This is a genomic window from Burkholderia sp. GbtcB21 (assembly GCF_019091065.1).
GTDB lineage: Bacteria > Pseudomonadota > Gammaproteobacteria > Burkholderiales > Burkholderiaceae > Burkholderia > Burkholderia pyrrocinia_C.
On sequence record NZ_JAGXKA010000013.1, the window covers coordinates 152,600 to 167,410 of the forward strand.

The 14,811-nt window shown below is 67.8% G+C and carries 13 protein-coding genes and 1 pseudogene; 9 read left to right on the forward strand and 5 right to left on the reverse strand.

Annotation, left to right across the window (positions count from 1 at the left end):
• Nucleotides 1-119 precede the first annotated feature (119 nt).
• Nucleotides 120-371 (forward strand): hypothetical protein, encoded by a 252-nt coding sequence (locus KVT39_RS26165; RefSeq protein ID WP_034182455.1) that lies wholly within the window; start codon nucleotides 120-122, stop codon nucleotides 369-371.
• A gap of 96 nt (nucleotides 372-467) precedes the next feature.
• On the opposite strand, the gene KVT39_RS26170 is transcribed toward KVT39_RS26165, so the two are convergent.
• Entirely contained in the window at nucleotides 468-1,625 is a 1,158-nt protein-coding gene (locus tag KVT39_RS26170; protein WP_217590530.1) for a histidinol-phosphate transaminase, read from the reverse strand.
• A 489-nt stretch (nucleotides 1,626-2,114) separates the two neighbouring features.
• Between KVT39_RS26170 and KVT39_RS26175 the strand changes: the two genes are divergently transcribed.
• The 6 genes from KVT39_RS26175 (at nucleotide 2,115) to KVT39_RS26200 (ending at nucleotide 8,763) form a co-directional block, all read left to right on the forward strand.
• Complete coding sequence (locus KVT39_RS26175; RefSeq protein ID WP_217590531.1) at nucleotides 2,115-3,206, forward strand: helix-turn-helix transcriptional regulator; 1,092 nt, start codon at nucleotides 2,115-2,117, stop codon at nucleotides 3,204-3,206.
• Between the two features lie 459 nt (nucleotides 3,207-3,665).
• A complete protein-coding gene (locus KVT39_RS26180) occupies nucleotides 3,666-4,652 on the forward strand; it encodes a TRAP transporter substrate-binding protein (protein WP_217590532.1) in 987 nt (328 codons plus the stop codon).
• A complete protein-coding gene (locus KVT39_RS26185) occupies nucleotides 4,649-5,221 on the forward strand; it encodes a TRAP transporter small permease (protein ID WP_217590533.1) in 573 nt (190 codons plus the stop codon). Before KVT39_RS26180 ends, KVT39_RS26185 begins: the two co-directional genes overlap by 4 nt.
• 4 nt (nucleotides 5,222-5,225) lie before the next feature.
• The gene (locus KVT39_RS26190; RefSeq protein WP_217590534.1) at nucleotides 5,226-6,578 is read left to right on the forward strand and encodes a TRAP transporter large permease; all 1,353 of its coding nucleotides are present in this window, start codon (nucleotides 5,226-5,228) and stop codon (nucleotides 6,576-6,578) included.
• A 101-nt stretch (nucleotides 6,579-6,679) separates the two neighbouring features.
• Nucleotides 6,680-7,771, forward strand: a complete 1,092-nt coding sequence (locus KVT39_RS26195) for a lactonase family protein (RefSeq protein ID WP_217590535.1) — start codon at nucleotides 6,680-6,682, stop codon at nucleotides 7,769-7,771.
• Between the two features lie 167 nt (nucleotides 7,772-7,938).
• A complete protein-coding gene (locus KVT39_RS26200; protein WP_217590536.1) occupies nucleotides 7,939-8,763 on the forward strand; it encodes an alpha/beta fold hydrolase in 825 nt (274 codons plus the stop codon).
• 60 nt (nucleotides 8,764-8,823) lie between these two features.
• Here the strand turns inward: KVT39_RS26200 and KVT39_RS26205 are convergent.
• A pseudogene (locus tag KVT39_RS26205) lies at nucleotides 8,824-9,231 on the reverse strand (MFS transporter); the annotation flags it as partial.
• A 7-nt stretch (nucleotides 9,232-9,238) separates the two neighbouring features.
• A complete protein-coding gene (locus tag KVT39_RS26210; protein ID WP_175749223.1) occupies nucleotides 9,239-9,496 on the reverse strand; it encodes a DUF4148 domain-containing protein in 258 nt (85 codons plus the stop codon).
• A 200-nt stretch (nucleotides 9,497-9,696) separates the two neighbouring features.
• On the opposite strand from KVT39_RS26210, the gene KVT39_RS26215 reads away from it, so the two are divergent.
• Both KVT39_RS26215 and KVT39_RS26220 read left to right on the forward strand, forming a co-directional pair.
• Nucleotides 9,697-10,374, forward strand: a complete 678-nt coding sequence (locus KVT39_RS26215; RefSeq protein ID WP_034182609.1) for a heavy metal response regulator transcription factor — start codon at nucleotides 9,697-9,699, stop codon at nucleotides 10,372-10,374.
• The gene (locus KVT39_RS26220; RefSeq protein ID WP_217590537.1) at nucleotides 10,371-11,861 is read left to right on the forward strand and encodes a heavy metal sensor histidine kinase; all 1,491 of its coding nucleotides are present in this window, start codon (nucleotides 10,371-10,373) and stop codon (nucleotides 11,859-11,861) included. Before KVT39_RS26215 ends, KVT39_RS26220 begins: the two co-directional genes overlap by 4 nt.
• On the opposite strand, the gene KVT39_RS26225 is transcribed toward KVT39_RS26220, so the two are convergent.
• Together KVT39_RS26225 and KVT39_RS26230 are read right to left on the reverse strand one after the other, a co-directional pair.
• Nucleotides 11,827-13,392: an efflux transporter outer membrane subunit gene (locus tag KVT39_RS26225; protein ID WP_217590538.1), complete on the reverse strand. Its 1,566-nt coding sequence runs from the start codon at nucleotides 13,390-13,392 to the stop codon at nucleotides 11,827-11,829. The genes KVT39_RS26220 and KVT39_RS26225 overlap by 35 nt on opposite strands.
• Nucleotides 13,393-13,423: 31 nt before the next feature.
• Nucleotides 13,424-14,785, reverse strand: coding sequence for an efflux RND transporter periplasmic adaptor subunit (locus KVT39_RS26230; RefSeq protein ID WP_034182444.1), 1,362 nt, complete (start codon nucleotides 14,783-14,785; stop codon nucleotides 13,424-13,426).
• Nucleotides 14,786-14,811: the final 26 nt, after the last annotated feature.

Here is a 14,811-nt window from a genome sequence, read left to right on the forward strand (position 1 = left end):
AGGCCGGGCGTACGCTGACGGGCAACGTGTGCGGGGCATCGATGCCTCACTGCATCGCCGCACGATGGCGCGTTGATGACGGAAAGCCAGCTGTCGCATTTCGGGGAATTTCAATCAATATGCTGGCACGAGACTATGTAGAACGGGAGCTTTCTCACATCCAGAGAATGGTGGCTCTCCTGGACAGCGAGACGATCGCTGACGACGTGTCGATGTCGGGCGCCGGGCGCGTGAGGCACCCGAGTTACTGGCGAGGGCGGATCGAGGAACTGCTGTCGACGCCCGATGTGCCGCGTCACCTCAGAAAGCTCAGCGAAACGGTGCTCGCGAAGATCGACGAGATGGAATCGCGATACGTGGCGATGAAGTAAGCGCATCGTTGGTCATTGCGCCGACACGCACCGACACGCGCCGGCCGCCGCGATGGACGGCGCGGCCGGCACGGCGCACCCGAACGGGCGCGATCATCAAACGTCGCCCTCCATCGCGCCATCGACCGCATGGTCCGCTGCCGGTTCGTTCGCCGTCACCGCAAGCAACGCCGCACGAAACGCGGCCATCTCCGCCGCGGTGCCGATGGACACGCGCAGGTATTCCGGTGGGCCGGACTCGCGAATCAGGACGCCGTGGCGCAGGAGCCCGCTCCAGATCCGATGGCGATCGGCAAACTTGCCGAACATCACGAAGTTGGCGTCCGAATCGGCCACGGTGAAGCCCTGGCTGCGCAGCCAGCAAACGATTGCATCGCGCTCGGCCTTGATCGCGTCGACCTGCGACAGCATCTCGTCACGCGCGACCAGCGCCGCGCAGGCGGCCGCCTGCGTAAAGGCGGACAGGTGATAGGGCAGCCGAACCAGCTTCAGCGCTTCGACGATCGCAGGCACGCATGCGCAATACCCGACGCGGCCGCCCGCGAACTTGAACGCCTTGCTTAGCGTGCGGGTAACGACGAGCCGCGGATGGTCGGGCAGCAGCGTCACCGCGCTGCGCACGCCGTGGCGCCGGAACTCCGCATACGCTTCGTCGACGACCACCACGCCCGGCGCGATGTCGAGAATGGCGCGGATATCGTCGACGGGAAGCGCGGTCCCGGTCGGGTTGTTCGGCGACGTCAGCAGAATCACGCTCGGCCGATGCTCGCGGATGCTGTCGATCGCCTGATGCAGATCCAGCGCGAAATCCTCGGTACGCGGCAACGTATGCAGGCGCGTGAAGGTCGTGCGGCAGTATTCGCCGTACATCGGATACGCGGGCGTAAAGGCCAGCGCCGCTCGCCCCGGGCCGCCAAACGCCTGAAGAATCTGCTGGATCACTTCATTCGAACCGTTGGCCGCCCAGACGCTCGACGCGTCGATCGTCACGCCGGTGTCGTGCGTCAGATAGGCGGCCAGATGCGCTCGCAGCTCGGCAAAGTCGCGGTCGGGATAACGGTTCGCCTGCCGCGCCGCGTCGGCCACGGCAGTCGCGATGCGCTCGACCAGCGATGGCGACGGCGGATACGGATTCTCGTTGACGTTCAGGCAGACCGGCACGTCGAGCTGCGGCGCCCCGTACGCGTGCTGCAACCTGAGATCCTCCCTGAGCGGCAATTCCGACAAGGACACTTCTTTCCACGGTCGTTGCATTGAAAAACACTCCGTAAGTTATCGATTGATCGGCGCAGCAGGTTTTTAAGGCGGCAAAAAACAAAAAAGGCGCCGGAGGCGCCTTGGTCGTCGTCTTGATCGGGGCAGCGCCCGATGCAAGTGCTAGATGCGAAACGAACCACGGCGCAACAGAGGGCGTCCGTGGTGATGGTGCAGGTGGGTCGTCGCGTTTCGGATCTTCATGCGCTGCATCATGACATACGCCGATCCTGATGAATAGCCGGTGTCGTGATGAATTCCGCGGAATGCGCGCTGCAATCCCGATCGGCGTTGTCGAGCGCCAGGGTCCCGATCTTTGATGCGGAAAGGAACCGAAAGCTTGTTGAGAATGGCCATTACGTCTGACGATAAGCGGTAGCAAACGGGGTATTTCAAATTAAATGCGCACCGGTAATTTGAACAATGCCGCTGGTTGAGTAAGATTCGCGCAAGACGTTCGACAAAAACGCACGGCGCGGGGGTAGCCAGATGCAATGGAACGGATTGATTCCATCGGCATGGATCGATGACATCTACGCTGCGGCACTGGGCGATCAACGATGGGAAACGGCGCTGGACGGGCTGCGATCGACGGTCGGCGTGCGCATGGCCACGCTGCTGTCGTTCGACGACGCGGCGCGGGTGCCGGCGATCGAGCAGGCGGCCGGCGACGACGCGTCGTGGGTCGCCACCTGTTACCACACCTACAACACCGAGTTCTACCGGTACGACCCGGTCGTGCCGGTCGCCAGCAACTGGCCGGCGGGCCGCTGGTTCGAGGACGTCAAGCACCTGTCCCCGCGGCAGCGCACACACGGCGTGTTCTATCAGGAATTCCTGCGTCCTTACGGGCTCGGCAGCATCTCGGGCCTGTACATCCATCGCGAAGCGGGGGCCGGCGCATTCCTCAGCGTACAGGGCGGCCCGGAATCGCAAGGGCTATCCGGCGATCAGCGCCGCACGATCGAAATCATGGGTACGCATATCAGCCGCGCGCTGCGGATCCACGCGCGCATCGGGGAACTCGAGGCGCGCGTGGCCGCCGCGGAATCGGCGCTCGATGCGATTCCGGTACCGGTGTTCCTGCTCGGCGAACATCGCGAACTGCGTTATACGAATCGCGCGGCCGATCAACTGATCGCGGCGGAACCGGCAATGCGGATCGTGAACGGGCGCTTCGCGCCGGAAGGCTGCGTCGACGATGCGCAATGGCGGCACGCGTTCGCGTGCGGCGGGTTGCTGCTGCGCCGTGCGACGGGCGAACCGTTGTCGCTTGCGCTGATGCCGATTCCCGAACAGTCGCGCCTTCTGCGTGAACGACCCGGCGTCGCGGCACTGATGACGGCCGCCGACCTGCGTTCGCCGGCGGCCCGCGCGCAGCGGCTGCGCGTGTTCTACGGGCTGTCGTCGGCCGAAGCCGATCTCGCCGTGCTGCTGTGCTGCGACGGGCTGTCGCCGCAGGAATGCGCGGCGCTGCGCGGCGTGTCGATCGGCACGGTCCGCGCGCAGATCAAATCGATCTACGCGAAGACGGATGTGACGCGCGCGGCGCAACTGACGTCGCTGGTCATGCAGACGTGACGGCGCGGCGAGCGCCCGCGCCTGCACGGATTCCTCCCGAACCTTCGTCGTTCCGCCGCACACGATGCGTGTGCCGGCGTGTGCTCTTGGCCGCGTGCCGGCGTGCTTGTGTCGTGGTCAGTCATCCTATAACAAATCCAACCGAAGCGAAGGATTGCTTTCCGGCGCCGGGAAACCAGCTACGCGGGCACTCGATTCAAACGCGGACCCGTTTCCGGAAAACGTTTCTCTGAAAATCGCCGGGACAGAGAACGCGATTCCCGGACTGATGCCTAAAACCCTTGTCTGCAGTGCTTATAGGGGTATGCACCAAGTGAGTTAAACGATTAACCGACGTACATTCGCGTCAACACATCATACGACGTATGACTCTGCGGCTCAGGGGAGAGCGCATCGCCGACGAATGCGCATGCCGACGGATCGCCGCACAACAACGAACGACCATCAAGGAGACTCACCATGAAGCACCGATTCACCGGTTCCCGTACCGCACTGGCCGTCGCGCTGCTGGCCGGCTTCGCGATGTCCGCGCAGGCGCGCGTGTTCCGCTCGGCGGACGTGCACGGCGACAACTTCCCGACCAACATGGCGGTGAAGTTCATGGGCGACGAGCTGTCGAAGCAGACGGGCGGCAAGGATTCGATCAAGGTGTTCGGCAACAGCGCGCTCGGCTCCGAGAAGGATACGGTCGACCAGGTCCGGATCGGCGCGATCGACATGGCGCGCGTGAACGGCGCGTCGTTCAACGAGATCGTGCCGGAATCGCTGATCCCGTCGTTCCCGTTCCTGTTCCGCGACGTCGATCATTTCCGCAAGGCGATGTACGGCCCGGCCGGCCAGAAGATCCTCGATGCGTTCACCGCGAAGGGGATGATCGCGCTGACCTTCTACGAGAGCGGCGCGCGCTCGATCTACGCGAAGCGCCCGGTGCGCACGCCGGCCGACATGAAGGGGCTGAAGGTGCGCGTGCAACCGTCCGACCTGATGGTCGACGAGATCAGGGCGATGGGCGGCACGCCGACGCCGATGCCGTTCGCCGAGGTGTACACCGGTCTGAAGACGGGCCTCGTCGACGCGGCGGAAAACAACCTGCCGTCGTACGAGGAAACCAAGCACTACGAAGTGGCGCCCGATTACTCGGAGACGCAGCACGCGATGACGCCGGAAGTGCTGGTGTTCTCGAAGAAGATCTGGGACACGCTGTCGCCGCAGGAGCAGGCGGCGATCAGGAAGGCGGCGGCCGATTCGGTGCCGTACTACCAGAAGCTGTGGACCGCGCGCGAGGCGTCCGCACACCAGTCGGTGACGAAGGGCGGCGCGAAGATCCTGCCGGCCGCGCAGATCGACCGCGCGGCGTTCGTGAAGGCGATGCAGCCGCTGTGGACCAAGTATGAAAAGACGCCGCAGATGAAGCAGATCGTCGACGAGATCGAGGCGACCAAGTGACGCGTCGCACTTCCCTGAACAGCGCGGTCGCCGCGGATTCGCCGGCCGCCGCCCCGGACGGCGCGGAGCCGGCGCGGCCGCACGCCGCGCCGTTCCTGCGCTGCGTGAACGACGTGCTGTTCCGCGTGCTGGCCGTGATCGCGTCGGCCTGTCTCGCGGTGCTCACGGTGCTGGTGTTCTACGCGGTCGTGATGCGCTACGTGTTCGAGAACGCACCGGATTTCGTCGAGCCGATCGCGCTGCTGCTGGTGATCGTGATCGCGATGTTCGGCGCGGCGATGAAGGTGCGCGACGGCGGCCATATCGGCCTCGATTCGCTCGTGCGCCGGCTGCCGCCGAACGCGCGCACCGTGGTCGTCGCGATCCAGCACCTGAGCCTGATCGCGTTCGCGATCGCGATCATGGTCGGCTGCGGCAGCATGGCCGCCGAGACGATGGGCGATCGCATTCCGATCATCGGGCTGCCCGAAGGCGTGCGCTACCTGATCACGATGCCCGCGGCGGTCGCGATCATCCTTTTCTCGCTCGAGCACCTGCTCGCGCTTCGTCGTTCTTCGTCGGGACAATAACGCCATGGAACTCGCGATCCTGTCCGTCAGTTTTCTGATTTTCCTCGTGCTCGGCGTGCCCGTGTCGTTCGCGCTCGGGATAGCCTGCGTGCTGACCTATATGGTCGAAGGCCTGCCGATCGCGACCGCGATGCAGGCGATGATCTCGGGGATGAATGCGTTCTCGTTCCTCGCGGTGCCGTTCTTCATTTTCTCCGGCGAGCTGATGCTGCACGGCGGCATCGCGGACCGGATCCTGCGCTTCGCGCAGGCGACCGTCGGCCATTTCCGCGGCGGCCTTGGGATGGCGAACGTCGTCGCGTGCACGCTGTTCGGCGGCGTGTCGGGCTCGCCGACCGCCGATACGTCGGCAATGGGCGGCGTGGTGATCCCGCTGATGAAGCGCGAAGGCTACAGCGCCGCGTACGCGGTCAACGTGACGACGCATGCGTCGCTCGCCGGCGCGCTGATGCCGACGTCGACCAACATGATCATCTACGCGTTCGCCGCGCAGGGGATCACGGGGATGCTGCACGGCCAGCCGGTGAGCGGCGTGTCGATCGGCGACCTGCTGTTCTCGGGGCTGCTGCCCGTGTTGTGGGTGATGGGCTTCGTGCTCGCGGCCGCGTACTGGCAGGCCGTGCGTCACGGTTATCCGCGCCGTCCGGACGGCTCGTCCGCGCTGCCCGTGTTTCCCGGCTGGTATGCGGTGCTGCGCAGCTTCGTCGGCGCGGTGCCCGGGCTGATGGTGATCGCGATCATCCTCGTGTGCGTCGCGAAGGGGATTGCGACCGCGACCGAGGCGGCCGCGATCGCCGTCGTGTACTCGCTCGTGCTGACCGCGATCGTCTACCGCACGCTGACGGTCGCGAAGCTGCGCCGCGCGCTGTCGCATGCGGCGCGCACGACGGGTGTCGTGCTGCTGCTGATCGCGGTGTCCAACATGCTGCGCTTCCAGATGTCGTACCTGGAGATTCCGGATGCGATCGAAGGGCTGCTGAAGCAGTCGACCGCGGCGCCTTGGCTGATGCTGCTGTACATCAACATCATCCAGGTGTTTCTCGGCACGTTCGTCGACATGGCCGCGCACATCCTGATCACGACGCCGCTGTTCCTGCCGATCGCGATGGCGTGCGGCGTCGGGCCGGTGCAGTTCGGGATCATGCTGCTGCTGAACTGCTCGCTCGGCCTCGTGCACCCGCCGATCGGCTCGGTGCAGTTCGTCGGCTGCGCGATCGGCAACGTGTCGATCGGCGAGACCACGAAGATGGCGTGGCCGTATTACCTCGCGATCTTCAGTGCGATCAACATCGTCACGTACATGCCGTTCTTCTCGACCTGGCTGCCGAGTTTCATCAGCGGGCACGCGGTGTTCTGATCGCGCGCTTCGCCTGTCTTCGCCCGTCGCGGCGCCGGACGACCGAGGTTGTCCGGCGCCGCAGTTGCATGTGTCGTTCCCTTTCCTTCACCTGAAGACTCATGAATACGAAAACACTCCGGCGCGCCGTTGCGGCGGCCGTATTCGGGATGGCCGCGTCGCTCGTGCACGCTGCGACGTATGCGTACGTATCGAACGGCGACAGCCGCGACATCTCGGTGTTCGGCGTCGACACGTCGAACGGCGCACTGACCGCGATCGAAACCGTGCCGGTCGGCGGCGCCGCGATGCCGATGACGCTGTCGCCCGATCATCATCGCCTCTATGCGGCGCTGCGCTCGACGCCGTACCGCGTCGTCAGCTTCGCGATCAACCCGCTCGACGGACGGCTGATCGAGCTCGGGCGCGCGCCGCTCGCGGACAGCATGGCTTATGTGTCGACCGATGCGTCGGGCCGCTATCTGTTTTCGGCGTCGTATGGCGGCAACCTGCTCGCCGTGAACCGGATCGGCGAGAACGGCGTCGCGGGCGACGTGCAGCAGACGGTGAAGACCGGCCCGATGGCGCACGCGATCCGCCAGTCGCCGGACGGCCGCCACGCGTTCGCGTCGGTGCTCGGCGCCGATGCGTGGCTGCGGCTGCCGTTCGATGCGTCGACGGGGACGCTGACCGACGTCGCGACGCCGGCGTACCGGCTGCCTGAGAAATCCGGCCCGCGCCATTTCGTGTTTTCATCGAACGGGCGTTTTGCATACCTGATCGACGAACTCGACGGCAAGCTGCACGTGCTCGCGCTGTCGCACGGCGGAGCCGATGTACGGCCGATCCAGACCGTGTCGATCCTGCCGCCGGATTTTCATGGCGACAAGCCGTGGGGTGCCGACCTGCATCTGACGCCGGACGGACGATTCCTGTATGCGTCGGAGCGCACGTCGAGCACGCTCGCCGCGTATCGCGTCGACGCCGCGTCGGGCAAGCTCGCGCGGATCGGCACGTTCGCCACCGAGAAGCAGCCGCGCGGCTTCGGCATCGACCCGTCGGGCAACTATCTGCTCGCGGCCGGGCAACTGTCGCCGACGCTTGCCGTCTATCGGATCGACCGCGGCACGGGCCGCCTCGACGAGATCGGCAAATACCCGGTCGGCAAGGGCGCGAACTGGGTGGAGATCGTCACGTACGACGGGACGAACTGACTGGCGGCGTACGGTGCGGCGTTTTCGTCGCGGCGCGACATGCGGGTCGTCACACGCACGTCCGCTACCTGTGCGATGATGCGCCGCTTTGCGTTCGTCGCAGCACGCCGCGGATCGCGGCGCCCGCTTCCGGGCGGCTGCCGATCGTGTTGACATCCGGAGACGACATGCCCGCACACACCATTCATGGCAGTACGCTGCATTACCAGGACCACGGCACCGGATTTCCGGTGTTGCTCGGGCACAGCTATCTGTGGGACGCGGCGATGTGGGCGCCGCAGATCGACGCGCTGTCGCGCAAGTATCGCGTGATCGTGCCGGACCTGTGGGGGCATGGCGCATCGGGCGCAGTGCCGGAAGGCACGCAGACGCTCGACGATCTCGCCGCGCACGCGAGTGCGCTGCTCGACGCGCTGGAGATCGAACAGTGCGCGGTCGTCGGGCTCAGCGTCGGCGGCATGTGGGGCGCGCGGCTCGCGTTGCGCGAACCGCAGCGCGTGCGCTCGCTCGTGCTGATGGATGCGTCGCTGGAGGCCGAGCCCGACGCGACGCGCATGCGCTACTTCGGCATGCTCGATGCGATCGCCGCCGCGGGCCGCGTCGCGCCGCCGCTGCTCGATGCGATCGTGCCGCTGTTCTTCCGGCCGGACGCTAATCCGGCGGACCCGGTGCCGACCGCGTTTCGCGACGCGCTGGCGAACCTGCCCGCCGATCGGCTGCGGCAATCGATCGTCCCGCTCGGCCGCTTGATTTTCGGCCGGCCCGACACGCTGTCGGCGCTCGCCGGCCTGGACGCCGAGCGCACGCTGCTGATGTGCGGCGCGGGCGACATGGCGCGCCCGCCGTCGGAAACCGTGAAGATGGCGAGCGTGATCGGCTGCGCGCATGCGCTGGTGCCGGACGCCGGCCACATCTCGAATCTGGAAAATCCCGCGTTCGTCACGCGCGCGTTGCTCGACTGGCTCGAAGGGCAGCGGTTGTCGTCGAACTGAAGCACGCGTGGGCGACGCCGGCGGCACCTGCCGCGCGGCGTTGCATCACGCCGGACCGCGTCACGCGCGTTCGCTGACCGGCGTGAATTTCCTGCCTGGCACGCGGGCTTCTTCGGCACCGCCGCGAACGAGGCTCAGTGCTTCCGCGCGGCTCGACACGCACGGCCCGGAACCGGGCAGCGGCTGACGCGCGGTCTCGCGCAGCGCGAGCACCGACACGATGCCGATGAACGACGCGCCCATCAGGTAGTAAGCGGGCATCATCAGGTCGCCGGTGCGATCGACCAGCCACGCGGTGACGAGCGGCGTCGTGCCGCCGAACAGCGATACCGACACGTTGAAGCCGATCGCGAGCGCGCCGTAGCGGATCCGCGTCGGGAACAGCGCCGGCAGCGCCGACGGCATCACGCCGGTGAACGTCGACAGCAGCGTGCCGTAGATCAGCATCCCGCGGAACACGGGCAGCATGCCGCAATCAATTTCCGGCCGACGCCGTCGCGATCGGCGTCGCGTCGTGATGCTGGGTCGCGTAAATCTGGCGATTTCGCGCGATCTCCGCGTGCGACGGCGGATAGTCGTTCCGGTTCGACGGCAGCAGGCCGTCGGCTTCGGCATCGATCAGTTGCTGGCGCACTTCGGCGCGCGTGAGCGGCGCCTGCGTGGACTGGGCGAAGGCCTGCGTGCCGAACGGCAGGCTCAGCGTGGCAACGACGACAGCGGCGACGAGTTTCATGATGGCTCCTGGGCAGATGAATGAACGGGCGAGTGGGGATGGGCCCACGCTTCGAATTCTGGTCGCCGCGGCCGTCACCACCCTGACCCGCCGATTACAGTTTCGTAATCCGGCCGGGTCGAGCACGCGCGATGCGGTCCGCCCGCCCGGTTTCCCGGTAACATCGGCGCATGTCACCACCGAATGCGATGGAGCCGATCATGCGCATCCTGATAGTCGAAGACGAACCGAAGACCGGCGCGTACCTGAAGAAAGGGCTCGAGGAATCCGGCTTCAGCGTCGATCTCGCGAAGGACGGCGGCGAGGGCCTGACGCTCGCGCAGGAAGAAAGCTACGACGTGATCGTGCTCGACGTGATGCTGCCCGTGCTCGACGGCTGGAGCGTGCTGAAGCGGCTGCGCGACACGCACGCGACGCCCGTGCTGTTCCTGACCGCGCGCGACGACGTGCAGGACCGCGTGCACGGGCTCGAACTCGGCGCGGACGACTACCTCGTGAAGCCGTTCGCGTTCGTCGAGTTGCTCGCACGCATCCGCACGCTCGCGCGCCGCGGGCCGCCGCGCGAGACGGAGCGCATTTCGGTGGGCGACCTGGAGATCGACGTCGTGCGCCGCCGCGTGAAGCGCGGCACGGTGCGGATCGACCTGACGCCGCGCGAATTCTCGCTGCTGCAACTGCTCGCGCGCAGGCAGGGCGAAGTGCTGAGCCGCACGCAGATCGCGTCGTACGTGTGGGACATGAATTTCGACAGCGACACCAATGTCGTCGAGGTCGCGATTCGCCGGCTGCGCGCGAAGATCGACGACGATTTCGCGATCAAGCTGATCCATACGGTGCGCGGCGTCGGTTACGTGCTCGAACCGAAGGACGCCGCATGACGCTCGGCCGCTCGCTCGGCGCGACGCTCGCGCTCGCGTTCGGCGCGACCATGCTCGCCGTCTTTGCGCTCGTCGGCGCGTACGTGTATACCGGCCTCGAGCGGCAGGTGAGCACGCAGGACGACCTCGACATCGTGCTCGCCGCGCGGCATACGCGCCGGCTGGCGGGCGAACTCGATTCGCTCGACGCGGTGCGCGCGCATGCGGACCGGCTGACGAGCCAGGTGCTCGGCAACGAGGCGCTGTCGATGGCCGTCGTCGACGGGCAGGGCAACGTGCTCGCGCGCCACAACGTCGAGCGGACCGAATTCGAGGATCTGCCCGGAACGGCCGCCGGTGCATCGTCGCCCGCGCTGCCTGCGCTGCGTACGTTACCCGACGCCGAACTGTTTCCGCCGCACGCGACGCCGGTGCCCGCGAACGAACGGATTACCGCCGACCGGATCGCGACGTGGACCGCCGACGGCGGCACGCCCGTGCGCGGCGTCGTCGCCGAGGCCGCGTTGCGCGACCGCACGAAGATCCGGATCGCGATCGCGCGCAACATGAGCGATCGCGCCGAACTGCTCGACGGCTACCGCGACAAGCTGAAGATCGCCGGCGGCCTGGGCGCGCTGTTCGCGATGCTGCTCAGCTACTGGCTGATCCGCAAGGCGCTCGCGCCGCTGCGCGAGATCGTCGCGAACACGGGCCGGATCACCGTCGACAAGCTCGATACGCGGCTCGATGCATCGCGCGCGCCGCGCGAGCTGACGGCGCTGGTCGACGCGCAGAACGCGATGCTCGGCCGCCTGCAGCAGGCGTTCGGGCACCTGTCGCAATTCAGCGCGGATCTCGCGCACGACCTGCGCACGCCGCTGAACAACATGCGCGGCGCGACCGAGGTGGCGCTGGCGCGGCCGCGTTCCGCCGACGAATATCAGGCGCTGCTCGAATCGAATCTCGAGGAATACGACCGTCTCGCGCGGATGATCGAGAACGTGCTGTTTCTCGCGCGCGCCGAGCATCCCGGCTTCGTCACGCGGCAGCGCGCATTCGACGTGCACGACGAACTGGAGCGCATCGCCGGTTATTTCGAAGGGCTCGCCGACGAAGCCGGTTCGACGCTGCGCGTCGACGGGCACGGCCGGCTGACCGCCGATCTCGAACTGTTCCGCCGCGCGGTCAGCAACCTGCTCGCGAACGCGCTGCGCTATACGCCGGCGGGCGGCGTGATCGTGCTGCGCGTCGACGAAACGGCGGACGCGGTGTACGTGGTCGTGTCGAACCCGGGCGAACCGATCGATCCCGCGCTGCTGCCGCGCATCTTCGACCGCTTCGTGCGCGGCGACCCCGCGCGCAGCGGCGGCGTGCCGGGCGGCACGGCCGGGCTCGGCCTCGCGATCGTGCGTTCGGTGATGGAACTGCACGGCGGCACCGCACGCGTCGAGAGCGATGCGGCCGGCACGCGGTTCATCCTGACGTTCGCCAAGACGCCGACGGCGTAGCGGCCGGGTGCGCGGCGGCGGTTGCGTCCGCACCCGTATCTGCACCGGCATGCCAGCCGCCGCCCAGCGCGGTCAGCAACCCGACCGCGGCCTCCATCCGGCGCGCGGCGATCTGGTCCGACAGGCGCCGGTTCGTCAGCGCGATCGTCTGCGCGGTCACGACGTCGAGGTAGCTGACGGCACCCGCGTTGAAGCGGTTGGTCGTCAGCCGCAGCGACAGGTCGGCCGCATCGGTCGCGCGCTGCTGGCTGCCGGCCTCCGACGCGAGCGCATCGAGCGTGGACAACTGATCCTCGACCTGCTGGAACGCGACCAGCACGGTTTGCCGGTAATCGGCGACCGTACTGTCGTATTGCGCATGCGCGCCGCGCAGCGACGCGCTGCGGCGGCCGCCGTCGAACAGCGTGCCGGCGAGCTGCGAGCCGAGCGACCAGAACAGGCTCGGTGCGGTGAGCCAGGGCGCGAAGAACCCGCTTTCGAGCCCCGCGCTCGCCGACAGCACGAGATCGGGAAAGAACGCGGCGCGAGCCTCGCCGATCTGCGCGTTCGCGGCCGCGACGCGGCGCTCGGCCGCCGCGATGTCGGGCCGCCGTTCGAGCAGTTGCGACGGCACGCCGGCCGGGATCGCCGGCACGTCGAACGCTTGCACGCGCGGCGGCAGCGCGAACGTCGACGCGCTTTCGCCGACCAGCGTCGCGATCGCGTGCTGGAGCTGCGCACGCGACGCATCGATGTCGGTGTCCTGCGTGCGCGTCGCTTCCAGTTGCGTCTCGGCCTGCGCGACGGCCGACGCGTCGATCGCGCCGGCCGCGAGCTGCTGTTTCAGCAGCTTCAGCGCGTCCGCATACGCATGCACCGTATCGTCGAGCAGCTGCTTCTGCGTATCGAGCGAGCGCAGCGCGAAATAGTCGGTCGCGAGCGTGGCCGTGACCGACAGCTTCACGGCCTGCAGGTCGGCCGCGCTCGCGTCGGCGTTCGCCTGCGCACCCGTCACCGCGTCGCGCACGCGGCCGAACAGGTCGGGTTCCCAGCTCGCGGCCACGCCGGCCTGATAGTCGGGCGTCGTCTTGCCGGCGAGCGACGAGCCGAGCCTGTTCTGCGACAGGCGTGCTCGGCTCTGCGCAACGCCGGCCGTGACGGTCGGCAGGAACCCCGCATGCTGGTAGTCGACCATCGCGCGCGCCTGCTGGAGATCGGCGACGGCTTTTTTCACGGTCTGGTTCGAGATGTCGACCCGCGCTTCGAGCGCATTCAGGCCGGCATCGTCGAAGACGGTCCACCACGCGCCGCGTGGCGCGGCGTCGGCCGGCGCCGCGACGTTCCAGCCCGGTTGGGCGGTGGGGGCGTTCGAAGCCGGTACGCCCGAAGCCGGTATTCCCGCCGCCGGGACGCCCGCATAGTGCGCGGGCACCGCGACGGTAGGCGGCGAATAGGCGGGCAGTGTCGAGCACGCGGACAACGCGGCCAACGCGGCGGCGACGCCGAGCGCGACGACGCGGCGGGTGAACGGAAGCGGACGAACGAAGCGCATGACGGATATCTCGCGGGTTTTCATGGGCGGATCAACCTCGGGCGTGTGTAGAAGCTGCTGCTGGCATCGAAGCCGGTACCGCGACGGCGACGGGCGTCGACGCAGCCGCGCCGGGCGCTGCCGTCGCACCGGCTGCCGCGCCCATCTGCACCGCCGGTGCGGCCGACACGATCTTCACGGTCTCGCCCGCGGCAATCGAATCGCCCGGGTTGTCGATCACGCGATCGCTCGCGGCGAGCCCCGACACGATCTCGACGCGCGTGCCGAAATCGCGGCCGATCTGCACGGTCTTCAGCGCGGTGGTGCCGTTCGCGGCGACGGTCGCGACCGTCACGCCGTTCGGCCGGAACAGCAGTGCGCTGACCGGCAGCTCGAACGCCGGGGCCGCGCTCGGCACGAGCAGGTGCGCCTGCGCATACGCGCCGGGCAGCAGCGCGCCGTCGCCGTTGTCGACGTCGATCTCGACGCGCAGCGTGCGCGTGACCGGATCGATCGCGCCGGCACTGCGCGCGACGCGCGCGGCGAAGCGCCGCCCCGGATACTGCTGCGTGGTCAGGTAGACGGCGGTCCCGGTCGTCACGCCTGCCGCGCTGTCCTGCGGCACGTCGACGAACACGCGCAGCGTGCCGGTCTGTTCGAGATGGAACAGCTCGCCGGACAGGCCGGGGCTGCCCGGCGTGCCGCCCGCGGTGACGAGCGTGCCGACGTCGACGTTGCGCGCGGTGATCACGCCGTCGAACGGCGCCGCGACCGATTCGTACGACACCAGCTCGGTCAGGTGCGCGACGTTCGCCTGCGCGGAGGCCAGCATCGCGCGCTTCGCGTTCATGTCGGCGACCTTCGTGTCGGTGTCCTGCTGCGATACCGATTGCGTCTTCAGCATGTCCTGCCAGCGCTGCGCGGTCGATTTCGCGTAGTCGTAGTTCGCCTGTGCGGTCGCCGCGTCGGCGCGCGCCTGCCGCAACTGCGCGTCGAGGTCGGGCGCCGTGATCTGCGCGAGCGTCTGCCCGGCTTTCACGTGCGCGCCGATGTCGGCGCTCCAGTGCGCGATATAACCGCTCGTGCGCGCATAGATCGATGCCTCCGCGTACGGCATCACCGCGCCCGGCAGCGTCAGCGTCTGGTCGGTGGGTGCCGCGCCCGGCAGGATCACCGATACCGGCAGCGCCTGCTGCGCGGCGACCTGCACGCGCTGCGCGGCGCGCGCGTCGATGCGCGGCACGATACCGGCGGCCAGCAGCGCGGCGACCGCCGCGATCGCGACGAGCGGGACGGCCAGCTTGCGGCCGCGACGGGGCGGCGAGGTGTCGGGCGCCGCGTTGCGCGCGGTTGACGGTGCCGTGTCCGCTTCGGCGGCCGGCGGCGGGGCGAGAGGTTCGGTCGTGTCGTTCATGATGGTTCGAGGTCGGGCGAGTCGAA